13 protein-coding genes and 1 tRNA gene are annotated in these 13,501 nt (G+C 66.1%); 8 read left to right on the plus strand and 6 right to left on the minus strand.

From position 1 onward, the window contains the following. The first annotated feature begins 39 nt into the window (after positions 1-39). Positions 40-765, plus strand: coding sequence for an endonuclease/exonuclease/phosphatase family protein (locus tag L0976_RS03935; protein WP_203316292.1), 726 nt, complete (start codon positions 40-42; stop codon positions 763-765). A gap of 8 nt (positions 766-773) precedes the next feature. Here L0976_RS03935 and L0976_RS03940 read toward each other — a convergent pair whose 3' ends face one another. The 4 genes from L0976_RS03940 to glyA all read right to left on the minus strand — a co-directional run bounded on the left by L0976_RS03940 (position 774) and on the right by glyA (position 5,456). Beyond that, positions 774-2,096, minus strand: coding sequence for a D-serine ammonia-lyase (locus tag L0976_RS03940; protein ID WP_234186226.1), 1,323 nt, complete (start codon positions 2,094-2,096; stop codon positions 774-776). A gap of 66 nt (positions 2,097-2,162) precedes the next feature. Continuing rightward, complete coding sequence (purU, locus tag L0976_RS03945; RefSeq protein ID WP_203316290.1) at positions 2,163-3,059, minus strand: formyltetrahydrofolate deformylase; 897 nt, start codon at positions 3,057-3,059, stop codon at positions 2,163-2,165. Between the two features lie 20 nt (positions 3,060-3,079). Beyond that, positions 3,080-3,973 carry a bifunctional methylenetetrahydrofolate dehydrogenase/methenyltetrahydrofolate cyclohydrolase FolD gene (gene folD / locus L0976_RS03950; protein WP_234186227.1) on the minus strand — a complete coding sequence of 298 codons (894 nt, stop codon included), beginning with the start codon at positions 3,971-3,973 and terminating at the stop codon, positions 3,080-3,082. A gap of 205 nt (positions 3,974-4,178) precedes the next feature. Next, positions 4,179-5,456, minus strand: a complete 1,278-nt coding sequence (gene glyA, locus L0976_RS03955) for a serine hydroxymethyltransferase (RefSeq protein WP_234186228.1) — start codon at positions 5,454-5,456, stop codon at positions 4,179-4,181. A 131-nt stretch (positions 5,457-5,587) separates the two neighbouring features. On the opposite strand from glyA, the gene L0976_RS03960 reads away from it, so the two are divergent. From L0976_RS03960 to L0976_RS03980, 5 genes are all read left to right on the plus strand, one after another. Further along, the gene (locus tag L0976_RS03960; RefSeq protein ID WP_234186229.1) at positions 5,588-6,556 is read left to right on the plus strand and encodes a LysR family transcriptional regulator; all 969 of its coding nucleotides are present in this window, start codon (positions 5,588-5,590) and stop codon (positions 6,554-6,556) included. Between the two features lie 254 nt (positions 6,557-6,810). Further along, entirely contained in the window at positions 6,811-7,842 is a 1,032-nt protein-coding gene (locus L0976_RS03965) for a transporter substrate-binding domain-containing protein (protein WP_234186230.1), read from the plus strand. A 70-nt stretch (positions 7,843-7,912) separates the two neighbouring features. After that, positions 7,913-9,124, plus strand: a complete 1,212-nt coding sequence (locus L0976_RS03970) for an ABC transporter permease subunit (protein ID WP_234186231.1) — start codon at positions 7,913-7,915, stop codon at positions 9,122-9,124. Further along, positions 9,121-10,251 carry an amino acid ABC transporter permease gene (locus L0976_RS03975; protein ID WP_234186232.1) on the plus strand — a complete coding sequence of 377 codons (1,131 nt, stop codon included), beginning with the start codon at positions 9,121-9,123 and terminating at the stop codon, positions 10,249-10,251. The genes L0976_RS03970 and L0976_RS03975 overlap by 4 nt, the downstream gene beginning before the upstream one ends. A gap of 29 nt (positions 10,252-10,280) precedes the next feature. Next, the gene (locus tag L0976_RS03980) at positions 10,281-11,039 is read left to right on the plus strand and encodes an amino acid ABC transporter ATP-binding protein (protein WP_255695791.1); all 759 of its coding nucleotides are present in this window, start codon (positions 10,281-10,283) and stop codon (positions 11,037-11,039) included. Positions 11,040-11,085: 46 nt separating this feature from the next. Here the strand turns inward: L0976_RS03980 and L0976_RS03985 are convergent, their stop codons facing one another. Then, a complete protein-coding gene (locus L0976_RS03985) occupies positions 11,086-11,979 on the minus strand; it encodes a bestrophin family protein (protein ID WP_234186233.1) in 894 nt (297 codons plus the stop codon). A 195-nt stretch (positions 11,980-12,174) separates the two neighbouring features. Between L0976_RS03985 and L0976_RS03990 the strand changes: the two genes are divergently transcribed. Together L0976_RS03990 and L0976_RS03995 are read left to right on the plus strand one after the other, a co-directional pair. Then, a complete protein-coding gene (locus L0976_RS03990; protein ID WP_203316283.1) occupies positions 12,175-13,077 on the plus strand; it encodes a DnaJ C-terminal domain-containing protein in 903 nt (300 codons plus the stop codon). A 2-nt stretch (positions 13,078-13,079) separates the two neighbouring features. Beyond that, on the plus strand, positions 13,080-13,361 hold the full coding sequence (locus L0976_RS03995; protein WP_233290618.1) for a chaperone modulator CbpM: 282 nt from the start codon (positions 13,080-13,082) through the stop codon (positions 13,359-13,361). A gap of 7 nt (positions 13,362-13,368) precedes the next feature. On the opposite strand, the gene L0976_RS04000 is transcribed toward L0976_RS03995, so the two are convergent. Beyond that, positions 13,369-13,464 (minus strand) — tRNA-Sec (locus L0976_RS04000). Positions 13,465-13,501: the final 37 nt, after the last annotated feature.

Here is a 13,501-nt window from a genome sequence, read left to right on the forward strand (position 1 = left end):
TTCGGGTTCCCACGACGTGCGAAGGAACGAGAGGAAGGCATGGGCAGTCGGCTGAGGGTGGTGACCTACAACGTGCACAGTTGCTTCGGCACAGACCGCAAGCTCGATCCCGGCCGTATCGCCGCCGTGATCGCCGAGTGCGGGGCGGACATCGTCGCCCTGCAGGAGGTGGACGTGGAGCGGGCGCGCAGCGGCGGCGTCGACCAGGCCGAGACCATCGCCGCTCACCTCAGCATGATCTCGCATTTCCATCCCGCGCTCCACCTCGAGGAGGAGCGCTACGGAGACGCGCTGCTGACGGCCCTGCCGACGCGTCTGGTCAAGGCCGGCGGGCTGCCGTCGCGCGGCGAGCCGCGTGGGGCGCTCTGGGTTGAGGTGCCGGTCGACGGGATGAAGCTGCAGGTCTTCGTCACCCATCTCGGCCTGCTCGGCGGCGAGCGCATGCGGCAGACCGAGGCCCTGGTCGGGCCGGGCTGGCTCGGGGCGGAGATGCCGGAGCGTTCGCGCATCGTTTTCGCCGGCGACCTCAACGCCGTTTCGCGCTCGGCGTCCTACCGCCTGCTGGCGCGGCGTCTCAAGGATGCGCAGGTCGAGGCTGGAGGCCGGCCCGGGGCGACGTTCCCCTCGCGCCTGCCGCTCCTGCGCATCGACCATATCTTTGTCGACGAGGGGGTGCGCGTTCACCGGACCTTCGTGCACGACAGCCCGCTCGCCCGTCGCGCATCCGATCACCTGCCGCTCTGCGCGGACATCGAGATCGAGTAGCCGGCCGCTTATCCGAGTTCGGCCGCCGTTTTCAGGAAGGCGTCGAACTGCTCCTGCGGCACGAAGGAACCACCCGTCGTCCAGACGACATGGGTCGCGCGGGCAAGGCTGTCGCCGATCTTCCAGCGTTCGGCGAAGGCGCGCCCCTGCGGATGATCGACCAGGAAGTGCGGACCGGCGAAGCCCGCCGCGGCCGAGGGCTCGAGGCGGATGGCCTGCGTCTCGTGGGCAAGACGCAGCCAGCGGAAGAGCGAGGCGTCGTCGACGGTGAAGACACCGGCCAGCATCTCGCGCATGACCGTGGCGACGAAGGCCGACATGCGCGCGACGGCCATGCCGTCGGCTTCCGTGTCGTTGGTGAGGCCGACATCGTAGACCGAGACGAGGTCCTGCGACCCGCTCATCATGTGGACGAGCGCGCAGGGTGACTGGACCGGCTCCACGAAGAAGCAGTGGACGGCGTCGCCGAAGATCTTCTTGGCGCCATAGGCGACGCCGCCGGGCGCGCCGCCGATGCCGCAGGGCAGGTAGAGGAAGAGGGGATGGTCGGCATCGACCGTGACGCCGCAGGCGGCGAGCTGCCCGGCAAGCTCCGACGCGGCGGCGCTGTAGCCGAGGAACAGGCGGCGGGATTGCTCGTCGTCGACGAAATAGATCGACGGATCGCTCGCGGCGACCTCGCGGGCCATCTCCACGGCGGTGGTGTAGTCGGCCTCGTGCTGCACGACCTCGACACCGAGCTTCCTCAGGCGCTCCACCTTCCATGCCTTCGCATCGGAGGACATGTGCACAGTCGCCTTGAAGCCGAGCGCGCGCGCCGCGATGCCGACGCTGAGCCCGAGATTGCCGGTGCTGCCGACGGCGATCGTGTATCGGGAGAAGAAGGCGCGTGCGTCGGGGCCGGCGAGATTGCGGATGTCCTGTCCCCGGGCGAGAAGTCCTTCCCGCCGCGCGAGTTCCTCGGCGAAGACGAAGACCTCGTAGACGCCGCCGCGCGCCTTGATCGACCCGGCGACCGGCAGCGCGCTGTCGGCCTTCACGAAGACCCGGCCGAACCCGGCGCCGCCATAGCCGAGCGCCTCGCGCAGCGCGTCCAGCTCGATCAGATCGGAGCGGATCGCGCCCGCCGTGGCGTCCAGTTCCGGAAAGCAGGCCGCCAGCAGCGGCGCCAGCCGCTTCCAGTTCGCCTCCGCCTCGTCGACCTGCGAGGGCTCCAGCGGCAGGGACGCGTCGGCGATGGCATTCTCGCGATAAAGCCCGTTGGTCCAGAGCGTCGGGCGGGCGGCAAGCACGTCCGCGCGGGCGGGATCGTTCGGCAGTTCCATCGTCATGTCGGCGTCCTGTCTGGAGCGGTCGCGGCCTTGCGTAGAAGAAAGCGGCGGGCTTGTCGATCCTGCTCAGCCCATGCGCTCGGAGGCGTAGGAGCCGGGCGAGGGCGGGAAGACGATGGTCCTGTTGCCGTTCATGAAGACGCGGCCGTGGATATGGGCGTGGATGGCGCGGGCAAGCACCTGGCTTTCCACGTCGCGGCCGAGGCTGACATAGTCGTCGGCGCTCTGGGCATGCGTCACGCGGACCGTGTCCTGCTCGATGATCGGGCCTTCGTCGAGGTCGGCGGTGACATAGTGCGAGGTCGCGCCGATCAGCTTCACGCCGCGCTCGAAGGCCTGCTTGTAGGGGTTGGCGCCCTTGAAGGAGGGCAGGAAGGAGTGGTGGATGTTGATGATCCGGCCCGACATCTTCCTGCACATCTCGTCCGAGAGCACCTGCATGTAGCGGGCGAGAACGATCAGCTCGGCGCCGGTCTCCTCGACGATGCGCATCTGCTCGGCCTCGGCTTCCGGCTTGTTCTCCTTCGTCACCTTGATGTGGTGGAAGGGGATGTCGTGGTTCACCACGACCTTCTGATAGTCGAAATGGTTGGAGATGACGCCGACGATGTCGATGGGGAGCGCCCCGATGCGCCAGCGGTAGAGCAGGTCGTTGAGGCAATGGCCGAAGCGCGAGACCATGAGGATGACCTTGCGCTTGGTCGTCTCGTCGAAGAACTCGGCATCGGCCTCATAGGTCGCGGCGATCTCGGCAAAGCCTTCCCGCAGCTCCTCCAGCGTGCGGCCTTCCTCCGACTGGAAGCTGACGCGCATGAAATAGCGGCCGGTGCTCTTGTCGTCGAACTGGGCGCTGTCGGAGATGTTGCAGCCGCTGGCGGAAAGATAGGTCGCGATGGCGGCGGTCACGCCCCGGATGGAGGGGCAGGCGACGCGCAGGGCATAGCGGTTGGAAAGAGCGGACATTGGCGATCCTTTCGGGTCGATCAGTCGATGGTGACGGAATGCTGGCGGCGGAAGGCCGTGAGCGTATTGGAGAGGAGGCACGCGATGGTCATCGGGCCGACGCCGCCCGGAACCGGCGTGATCGCGCCGGCATGGCGGGCTTCCTCGAAGGCGACGTCGCCGACGATGCGCGATTTGCCGTCGATCTCCACGCGGTTGATGCCGACGTCGATGACCACGGCCCCCGGCTTGATCCAGTCGCCGCGCACGAGGCCCGGCCGGCCGACGGCGACGACGAGGATATCGGCGGCGCGGCAGAGCTCCGGCGTGTTCCTGGTGCGCGAATGGGCGATGGTCACGGTGCAGTTTTCCGAAAGCAGGAGCTGCGCCATCGGCTTGCCGACGATGTTGGACTTGCCGATCACCACGGCATGGAGGCCGGAGAGGTTGCCGCCGAGACGGTCCTTCAGCAGCATCAGGCAGCCGAGCGGCGTGCAGGGCGTGAGCGCCGGCTGGCCGGTGGAAAGCCGGCCGGCATTGGAGATGTGGAAGCCGTCGACATCCTTGTCGGGATTGATTCCCTGGATGACGGCGTTGGCATCGAGATGGGCGGGCAGCGGAAGCTGCACGAGGATGCCGTGCACGGCGGGGTCGACGTTCAGCCGGCCGATCAGCGCCATCAACTCGTCCTGCGTCGTATCGGCCGCAAGCTCGTGCTTGAAGGAATTCATGCCGGCGGCGACCGTCTGGCGGTGCTTCGAGCCGACATAGACGGCGCTTGCGGGATCGGAGCCGACGAGGACGACGGCAAGGCCGGGGATGGCGCCGGTCGTTTCCCTCAGCTTGGCGACCTTCGCCGCCACGTCTTCCAAGAGGCCGGCCGCGAAGGCCTTGCCGTCGATGATCGCACCGGCGGCAATTCTATCCATTCCCATGACGTTCCCTTTCGCCTCGTCCCGAATTGCGCAAAGCGCCGCGCATGACGCGGCACTCAGCGTGTCGACAAACCTCGCACCACCCACCGGCGTCATCCTCGGCCTTGTGCCGAGGATCTGCCAACGCATTGAAAGATCGAGGCGTTGCAGATGCTCGGGACAGGCCCGAGCATGACGGGCGAAAGGTTTTCGGGCTTTCCGTGCCTCAGTGCGCGTAGACCGGGAAGGCGGCGGTCAGCTCGGCGACCTTGGCCTTCGCACCCGGGACGACATCGTCGGCCTTGCCGGCGGCTTCCGCCTCGATGAGGTCGGCGATGATGTTGCCGAGCGTGCGGAACTCGTCTTCCTTCATGCCGCGGGTGGTGGCGGCCGAAACGCCGAGGCGCATGCCGACCCATTCCGGCGGACGCGGGCTGTCGTTCGGAATCGGGTTCTTGTTGGCGGTGATGTTGGCGCGGGCGAGGAGGTCTTCCGCCTGCTTGCCGATCAGGCCCTTGCTCGACAGGTCGACCAGCACGATATGGGTGTCCGTGCCGCCGGAGACGATGCGCACGCCGCGGGCGATCAGGGTTTCGGCGAGCGCCCGGGCGTTTGCCTTGACCTGTGCGGCATAGACCTTGAAGTCGTCGCGCAGCGCCTCACCGAGGCAGACGGCCTTGGCGGCGAGCACGTTGCTGTGCAGCGAGCCCTGGACGCCCGGGAAGACGGCGGCCTGCAGCTTCTTGAACCAGGCTTCGTTGTTGGTGAGGATCAGGCCGCCGCGCGGGCCGCGCAGCGTCTTGGTCGTCGTGCAGGTGACGATGTCGGCATGCGGGAAGGGCGAGGGGTGCTGGCCGCCGGCGACGAGGCCGGCGATATGCGCCATGTCGACGAGGAACCAGGCGCCGACCTTCTTGGCGATCTTGCCCATGCGCTCGAAATCAAGCTCGCGCGGATAGGCCGAGCCGCCGGTGATCAGCAGCGTCGGGCGGACCTCCTCGGCGATGCGCTCCAGCTCGTCATAGTCGATGACTTCGGTTTGCGGGTTCACATTGTAATTGTGCGATTCGAACCAGCGGCCCGAAAGGTTGCCCTTCATGCCGTGCGAAAGGTGGCCGCCGGCGGCGAGGTCGAGCGAAAGAACCTTGTCGCCCGGCTTCAGCAGCAGGAAGAAGACGGCGAGGTTCGCCTGCGTGCCCGAATGGGGCTGCACGTTGGCATAGGCGCAGCCGAAGAGCTCCCTGGCGCGGTCGATGGCCGCCTGCTCGACGACGTCGACGAACTGGCCGCCGCCGTGGAAGCGGTTGCCCGGATAGCCTTCCAGCGTCTTGTTGGTCATCTCGTGGCCGAGGGCGTCGAGCACGGCGCGGCTGACGATGTTCTCGGACGCGATGAGCTCGATCTGGTCCTGCTGGCGCTTGCGTTCGTTGTCGAGCGCCCCGGCGACGAGCGGGTCGCGCTCGTGGACGGACGTGTTGAAATAGGCTTTCGTCTGTTCGGTCATCACCTGTCTCCGGGCATGGCTGTGGGGCGTGGAGAAAGGCTAGCGACGCCATCGATCCAGAAAAAGTTAATAATATTTGCACATGCGTTCTGATCTGCTAATCATTCCCGCGACGACTGGAGGAGGAGAGAATGGACCTTGCCCGCTTGCGCGCGCTGCGCGAACTGTCGATCCGCAAGACCATGGCGGCGGTCGCCGAGGCGCTCTACGTCTCGCCGTCGGCCGTCTCGCAGCAGATCGCGCTTCTGGAGCAGGAGGTGGGCATCGACCTCATCGAGCGGCGCGGCCGCGGCGTCGAGCTGACGCCGGCCGGCAAGCAGCTCGTCGAGCGGGCGGAGCGTATCCTGATCGAGCTCGAATCGGCGCGGGCCGACATTGCCGAGCTGAAGAAGGTGATTGCCGGCGAATTGCGGGTGGCGGCCTTTCCCTCCGTGGCGGCGGCGGTGGTGGCTGGCGCGATCCACGAGCTGCACCGCCTCCATCCGCACCTGACGGTGCTGTTCGACGAGATGGAACCGGCCGAAAGCCTTGCGGCCCTCCGGAGCTGGCAGACCGACATCGCGATCATCGACGACCTCAACGTGCCCGCGGGGGCGATCGATCCGAACATCGAGACGATCCCGCTGATGGACGACGTCTTCAACGTGATGGTCTCCCAGACCCATCCGCTCGCCGAGCAGCCGAGCGTCATGCTGCACCAGCTTCGCGACGAGCGCTGGGCGCTCGATACGGCCTCCTCCGCCTATAACCGGATGATCACCGATGCCTGCCAGGAGGCCGGCTTCACGCCCAACATCGTCGCCCGCTGCAAGGGCTTCGAGGTGACGATCGCGCTCATCCGGGAAGGCTACGGCATCTCGATCCTGCCGGGCCTGCGGGCGAGCTACGACCTGGAGGATGTCTGGGTCTGCAAGGTCGAGCCGGAGATCCGCCGCAGGATTTCGCTTGCCTTCCGCAAGGGGGAAAAGCGCAGCCCCGCCGTCCAGGCCTTCATCGCGGAAGTCAACGCGCGAATCGACTCCCGCCGCCGCCTGCCCACGGGCAAGGGGGAGCCGAAAATTCCGCTGGGGGAAGGTCCCGCCGGCCGCACGGGACGATAAGAACGATCAATTTTTCTAAATAGTACATAAAGCAGAATTAAGTAGACCTGAATAAACCCTGTTCCTATCGTTCATTTGTCGATTGATATGGGTTCGCGGTTTGGCTACCAGACGGCGGACTTAGGCCAATGGCGGGAACAATCGCTACAGAACGGCAAAAGCCGCTGTTGCCTATCGCCCAAATCAGCTCTCGGCACGAGAACAGGGCTCTGCACCGCGGTGCGGGCTGTCGCGATATTTCACAGGGGAATGCGATGAAACTGATGAAACTTCTTACGGCTGGCGTGTTCGCCGGCCTCGCCCTTACCGCAGGTCAGGCATCCGCCTCCGTCCTCGATACCGTCAAGCAGCGCGGCACGCTGAACTGCGGCACCGACAACACGGCACCCGGTTTCGGCTACCTCAACACGACGACCGGCCAGATGGAAGGCCTCGACGTGGACTTCTGCCGCGCCGTCGCGGCCGCCGTCCTCGGCGATGCCTCGAAGGTCAAGTTCGTCACGGTCACGGACAAGAGCCGCTTCGACGCCGTGCTGACCAACCAGGTCGACGTCGTCTTCGCCCACACCACGATGAAGCCGGCGCGCGAATCCTCCATCGCCATCGACTTCCTGCCGATCAATTTCTACGACGGCACGGGCATCATGGTGAAGACGGATTCGGGCGTGAAGGAATTCGCCGACCTCGACGGTGCCACCTTCTGCACCACGCAGGGCTCGGTCACCGAGACGGTCCTCACCGGCGCCTTCAAGGCGCGCGGCTGGGAAGGCTCCAAGGTCCTCACCTACGAGAACCTCGAAAAGCTGTTCGCCGCCCTCAATTCCGGCCGCTGCAACGCGATGAGCACGGACAAGTCCGCACTCGCCGCCTGGGCCGGCAACTCGCCGAAGCCGGCCGACTACCTGATCCTGCCCGACACGCTCGACAAGTCGCCCTTCGCCGGCTTCGTCGCGGCAAACGATTCCAAGTGGCGCAACGCCCTGCGCTGGATCACCTACGGCCTGTTCCAGGCTGAAGAATCCGGGATCACCCAGGCAAACCTCGAAGAGAAGCTGAAGAGCGAGGACCCGTTCGTCCAGAAGTTCCTCGGCGTGGGCGGCGGTTACGGCAAGGACTTCGGCCTTTCCGACGATTTCGTCGCGCAGGCGGTGAAGGCCGTCGGCAACTACGGCGAGATCTACGATCGCAATCTCGGCCCGAACACCACGATGTTCCTCGACCGCAAGGGTACGCCGAACGCCTCGTGGACCGAGGGCGGCGCGATCTATTCGCCGCTCTGGAACTGATCCTTTCTGCTGACCGAGCCGAGGCGGGTGTCCCGCCTCGGCTTCCTATTTTTGGGTCCGGTATCTCGACATGAATGTGCAACAAGCCAACGCGGCCGGACAGACGGTCGATGACGATCTTTCGACCGCCCGTCGCCGCCGACGCAACCGGATCCGGTACGACGCCATCCAGTTCGCAGTGGTTGGGGCCGCGATCGTGCTCGTGGTGCTCTTCGCCTTCGCCGTGAAGGAAGGGCTCGCCCGGCACGGAATCCGCTTCAGCTTCTCGTTCCTCCGGGAGGCCGCCGGCTTCGACATCAGCGAGGGCAAGACCCTTGTCCTGGACGGCTTCTGGCCCGGCGTTGCGGATTTCACGTCGGATCGCCTGATCGTGCAGGCCTTCCTTGCCGGCATCTTCAACACGATCAAGGTTGCCGTCCTCGCCATCGTCCTCAGCACGGTGCTCGGAACCATGCTCGGCGTCGGCCGGCTTTCCACCAACTGGGTGGTGCGCAACCTCTCCTTCTGGTGCGTGGAGTTCGTGCGCAACACGCCGCTGCTGATCCAGCTCGTCTTCTGGTATTTCGCCGTCGTCCTGCATTTCCCGCCGATCGCCGCGGCCGCGAAGTTCTACGGCGTGGTGATCAGCCAGCAGGGCCTCTATTTCCCCGCGCCCTTGTGGCAGGGCGGCGCTTCGCCGCTCGCCGTCGGCGCGGCTGTTCTCTTCTGGGTCGCCGTCATAGGCCTCATCCTCGGCCGGAAGAAACAGGTTCGCTGGATGTGCGCGGGAGCGGCCGTCGTGCTCGCCGGGGCGATGTTCGCCACCGGCGTCCTCGGCCTCGACGTCCCCGTCGCCTCGAAGTTCAAGGCGAGCGGCGGCACGGGCATGAGCCCGGAAATGGCCGCCCTGCTGCTTGCCATCGTCGTCAACAGCGCGTCCTACATCGCGGAAATCGTGCGCGGCGCCATCGATTCCCTGCCGAAGGGCCAGTGGGAGGCCGCTGCCTCGCTGAGCCTCAACCGGCGCGACACCGTCCACGACATCATCCTGCCGCAGGTCTTCCGGGTCGTGCTGCCGTCCTTCGGCAACCAGTATATCAGCCTGACGAAGAACACCGCGCTCGGCATCGCCATCGGCTATCCCGAGCTCTTCAACATCTACGGCACCATCGCCAACCAGACCGGCCACAGCCTTGAAGGCATCGTGATCGTCATGGTGTCCTACCTGATCCTGAGCTGGGCCATCAGCGCCGCCGTCGGCTGGGCCGACCGCCGCATGAGACAACGTGGAGCCGCGCGATGATCGCCAAATCCCTCAAATGGTCGCGGCACAACCTGTTCGGCAAGCCGTTCGACATCCTGCTGTCCCTCACGGTCATCCCCGGCGTCCTGTGGCTCTTCTGGCAGGCGGCCCGCTGGGCGCTGACGGTGGCGCAATGGGACATCATCCCGCAGAGCCTGCGCGTGCTGATGATCGGCATCTTCCCGGTCGACCAGGTGTGGCGCACCTGGGTCGCGGTCATGATCATCGCGGTCCTGCTCGGGGCGGCGCTCGGCTGCGTCTTCGCCTTCCGCGCGCGCCATGCCGGCGGCCTTCTCGCCGTGGTGGCGGCATCGCTCGTGCTGACGGGCACCGGCAGCCTCGTCAACGTGCTGCTCGTCGCCGCGACGGTCATGCTCTTCGCCCTCGGCTGGGCGACGATCTCCCGCATCCCCGTTGCGCGCAAGGTGCTGGTGCCGGCGAGCTTCACCGGGATGATCGCGATCTTCGCCGTCATGGCGCCCCCCGGCGCCGGGCTGTGGGGCGGCCTGCTGCTCAGCATCCTCCTGACGCTCGTCACCGCGGTCGTCACCCTGCCGATCGGCATCCTGCTCGCCTTCGGCCGCCGCAGCCGCTTTTCCAGCGTGCGATGGATCTCGACGGCCTATATCGAGGTGATGCGCTCGGTCCCGCTCATCATGGTCGTCTACTGGATCTGGATCCTGATGCCCGTGCTGACGCCGCAGCTCAACCTCGCCGACGTGCTGCGCGGCATGATCGGCTTCACGCTGTTCTACTCCGCCTATGTCGCCGAATATGTGCGCAGCGGCCTGCAGGCCGTGCCGCGCGGGCAGACGGAAGCCGCCCGCTCGCTCGGCATGAGCGAGTTCGACATCAACCGGTCGATCGTCCTGCCGCAGGCCCTTCGCGTGGTGGTGCCGCCGCTCGTCGGCAACGTGCTGGACATCTTCAACACGGCGCCGCTGGTCTTCATCATCGGTCTCACCGACTTCCTGCGCGCCGGCCAGATGATCCTCGCCAACCCGCAATATGGCGACCGCACCTATGAAGTCTATTCGTTCCTGTTCCTGACCTATTTCCTCGTCGGATCCCTGATCACCTTCCTTGCCCGAAAGCTCGAAAAGCATCTCGCGCGAGGCAGCCGATGAGCGAAACGAACAATGCCGGAGGCAGCTCCATGAGCCCCATCGTCGAAATGAAGAACCTCAACAAGTTCTACGGAAACCATCACGTTCTGAAGGACATCGATCTTTCCGTCGCGCGCGGCGAGGTGGTCGTGGTGATCGGCGCGAGCGGCTCGGGAAAGTCGACGCTGATCCGTTGCGTCAACGGGCTGGAAATGTACCAGAACGGCAGCCTCCTGGTGGACGGCTACCATGTGCCGGTGGAGGAGGACCGCCTCCTCGGCGGCGAGCGCGAGCTTGCGGCCATCCGCAAGGGGGTCGGCATGGTGTTCCAGCAGTTCAACCTCTTCCCGCACAAGACGGTGGTGGAGAACATCACCATCGCGCCGATGCGCGTGCATAAGAAGCCGAAGGCCGAAGCCGAGGCGACGGCGCTCAAGCTGCTCGACCGCGTCGGCCTGACGGCCCATGCGCACAAATATCCCGGCCAGCTCTCCGGCGGCCAGCAGCAACGCGTGGCGATCGCCCGCTCGCTGGCGATGGAGCCGCACCTGATGCTGTTCGACGAGCCGACCTCGGCCCTCGACCCGGAAATGATCGGCGAAGTGCTCGACGTCATGCGCGAGCTTGCCGCCGACGGCATGACGATGATGATCGTGACGCACGAGATGGGCTTTGCCCGCGAGGTCGCCGACCGCATCATCTATATCGACCAGGGCACCATCCTGGAGACCGGACAGCCGGACGCGTTCTTCGACAACCCGCAGAACGAGCGCGCGCGTTCCTTCCTTGCCCGCGTGCTGAAGCACTAGATTCCGCTATCGCCGGGCAGGCGGCCCGCCGGATGCGATTCCGGCGTCAGCTCAGCACGTTGTTCCGCGCCAGAACGGGTTCCGGCAGGTCGGTATCGCCGAGGAGGAAGAGCATGTCGCGCTCCACCGTGCGCAGCATGGCGGCGAGCGGCAGGGCGTTCGGTTCGAGGCCGAACGGCTCCTCGAGCTGGTGGCCGAGCGCTTCCAGGCCGAAGAAGGTATAGGCGACCAGCAGGACGGGAAGCAGCGTCCACCAGTCCAGCGAACCGGCAAGCGCGAAGGGAAGGGTGATGCAGAAGACCAGCGCCGTGCGGTGCAGCAGCAGCGAATAGGCGAAGGGCACCGGCGTCAGGGCGATGCGCTCGCACCCGCCCTGCACCTTCGCCAGCGCCGCAAGCTGGATTTCCAGCACGGAATAGTGGATCGCGTCGATCCGGTGCGTCTGCATGAGCGTCAGGCAATGACGGCCGATGCGGTCGAGCACGTCGTTCGTCGGGTTGGGGCTGTCGGCGCGCAGCGCGATGTCCGACCAGCGGCGGATCGCGGCGGGCTCGTCCTCGCTTCTCAGCCGTGCGGCAAGCCCCGCCGTGAAGGCGCACAGGCTGGTCAGAAGAAAGCGGCGCTCGTCGTTCAGCGCCGATGTCTGCCGGGCGAATGAGCGGCAGGCGATGATCAGGTCGCCCCAGAGCATGCGGCCTTCCCACCAGCGCGCATAGCAGGCATTGTTGCGGAAGCTCATGAAGACGGAAAGCGCGATGCCCGTCAGGGTGAAGGGGATGGCGCTGATCTTGGCGAAGATGCCCGGATGGCTCTGCGCGGCGAAGACGGCGATGATGCTCAGCAAGGCCACCACCACAAGGTGCCAGGCGATCCGCGGCAGGATGGAACCGTTGATCGTGAAGAGAATGTCTTTGAAGCTCGGCTTCGAACGCAGGATCATGGGCTTTTCTGCAGCAAGGGGCGACGTGGACAGCCGGAGCGGGCGGGGCCGCTCCGCCTTTTCTTTCATCCCGATGCGCGGGAGGCAAGCCTTCCGGCGGACGGCGGCCGGCCTTCCGGAAAAAGAGACGGCCCGTTGCCGAGCGTCGATTGCAACCCAATATAGTATTCAAGTTCAATCATCCCGGAGCCTGACGTGAAAAATCCCTATGAGGTTCTCGGCGTGCCGTCCAGCGCATCGGCGGCCGAGATACAGAGTGCCTACCGCAAGCTCGCCAAGAAGCTGCACCCGGACCTCAATCCGGGCGACAAGGCGGCGGAAGAGAAATTCAAGGAGGTCGCGGGCGCCTACGACCTGCTCGGCGACGCCGACAAGCGCAAGCGCTTCGACGCGGGCGAGATCGACGCCTCCGGCGCCGAGCGCCCGCCGCGCCAGCACTATTACCGCGACTATGCCGGCGCGCAGGCGGAGCACCCCTATGCCGACGCTTCCGGCTATGCCGATTTCATGGACAGCGACGACATTTTCGCCGACCTGCTGCGCCGCAGCCAGAAGGCGCGGGGGAACCGCCGCGGCGAGGACATGCACTACCGGCTGGAGATCGCCTTCGCCGATTCCATTGCCGGCGCCACAAGGCGTATCACGCTGCCGGACGGCGGCACGCTCGACGTGAAGATCCCGCCGGGCCTCGTCAGCGGCCAGACGATCCGTCTCAAGGGCAAGGGCGCGCCGGGCTTGGGAACGGGCGGCCGGGGCGATGCGCTGATCGAGGTGGATGTCCTGCCCGATCCGCGCTTCACCCGCGAGGGCGACGACATCACCATCGAGCTGCCCGTCTCGCTCAGCGAGGCGGTGCTCGGCGGGCGCGTGCATGTTCCGACGGCGACCGGCGCCGTCACCATGGCCGTGCCGAAGGGGTCCAACACCGGCACGAAGCTGCGCCTCAAGGGCAAGGGTGCCCCGAAGCGGGGCGGCGGCTTCGGCGACCAGTTCGTCAGGCTGAAGATCGTCCTGCCGCCGCAGCCCGATCCCGAACTGGAGGCCTTCGTCTCCGGCTGGGCGAAGGGGCAGGCGTTCAATCCGCGTGAGGAGGCCTGATCATGGCGATGAGCAAAGAGGAATTCCTGAAATCCTCCGGCCTCAAGGTTCAGGTGCTGGAACTCTGGGTCGCGCAGGAATGGCTGATCCCGGAGGAGACCTCGTCGGGGCCGCGCTTCCGCGAGATCGACGTGGCCCGGGCGCGGCTGATCGGCGAGCTGCAATCCAATATCGGCGCGAACGAGGCGGGAATCGACGTGATCCTTCACCTCATGGACCAGTTGCACGGCATGCGCCGGGCGCTGGCCGAGCTGCGCCGGGAAATGGGCGACCGGAAGGCCTGAGGCATCCTGGCGGAGGGGAGTGGGGGTCGAACCCACCCGGGACAGGCTCGCTGCCCCAACCGGATTTGAAGTCCGGCCGTCCCACCGGAGACGATTCCCTTCCCTGGAGACATTCCGGCAAGACTGCGTAGCGGTCCTGC

It is taken from the genome of Shinella sp. NM-101 (assembly GCF_021401195.1).
Lineage (GTDB): Bacteria > Pseudomonadota > Alphaproteobacteria > Rhizobiales > Rhizobiaceae > Shinella.

Excerpts from the sequence above, each read along its gene's own strand:
- L0976_RS03935 (WP_203316292.1), top strand. The coding sequence starts at position 40 with ATGGGCAGTCGGCTGAGGGTGGTGACCTACAACGTGCACAGTTGCTTC.
- L0976_RS03940 (WP_234186226.1), bottom strand. The coding sequence starts at position 2,096 with ATGACGATGGAACTGCCGAACGATCCCGCCCGCGCGGACGTGCTTGCC.
- purU (WP_203316290.1), bottom strand. The coding sequence starts at position 3,059 with ATGTCCGCTCTTTCCAACCGCTATGCCCTGCGCGTCGCCTGCCCCTCC.
- folD (WP_234186227.1), bottom strand. The coding sequence starts at position 3,973 with ATGGGAATGGATAGAATTGCCGCCGGTGCGATCATCGACGGCAAGGCC.
- glyA (WP_234186228.1), bottom strand. The coding sequence starts at position 5,456 with ATGACCGAACAGACGAAAGCCTATTTCAACACGTCCGTCCACGAGCGC.
- L0976_RS03960 (WP_234186229.1), top strand. The coding sequence starts at position 5,588 with ATGGACCTTGCCCGCTTGCGCGCGCTGCGCGAACTGTCGATCCGCAAG.
- L0976_RS03965 (WP_234186230.1), top strand. The coding sequence starts at position 6,811 with ATGAAACTGATGAAACTTCTTACGGCTGGCGTGTTCGCCGGCCTCGCC.
- L0976_RS03970 (WP_234186231.1), top strand. The coding sequence starts at position 7,913 with ATGAATGTGCAACAAGCCAACGCGGCCGGACAGACGGTCGATGACGAT.
- L0976_RS03975 (WP_234186232.1), top strand. The coding sequence starts at position 9,121 with ATGATCGCCAAATCCCTCAAATGGTCGCGGCACAACCTGTTCGGCAAG.
- L0976_RS03980 (WP_255695791.1), top strand. The coding sequence starts at position 10,281 with ATGAGCCCCATCGTCGAAATGAAGAACCTCAACAAGTTCTACGGAAAC.
- L0976_RS03985 (WP_234186233.1), bottom strand. The coding sequence starts at position 11,979 with ATGATCCTGCGTTCGAAGCCGAGCTTCAAAGACATTCTCTTCACGATC.
- L0976_RS03995 (WP_233290618.1), top strand. The coding sequence starts at position 13,080 with ATGGCGATGAGCAAAGAGGAATTCCTGAAATCCTCCGGCCTCAAGGTT.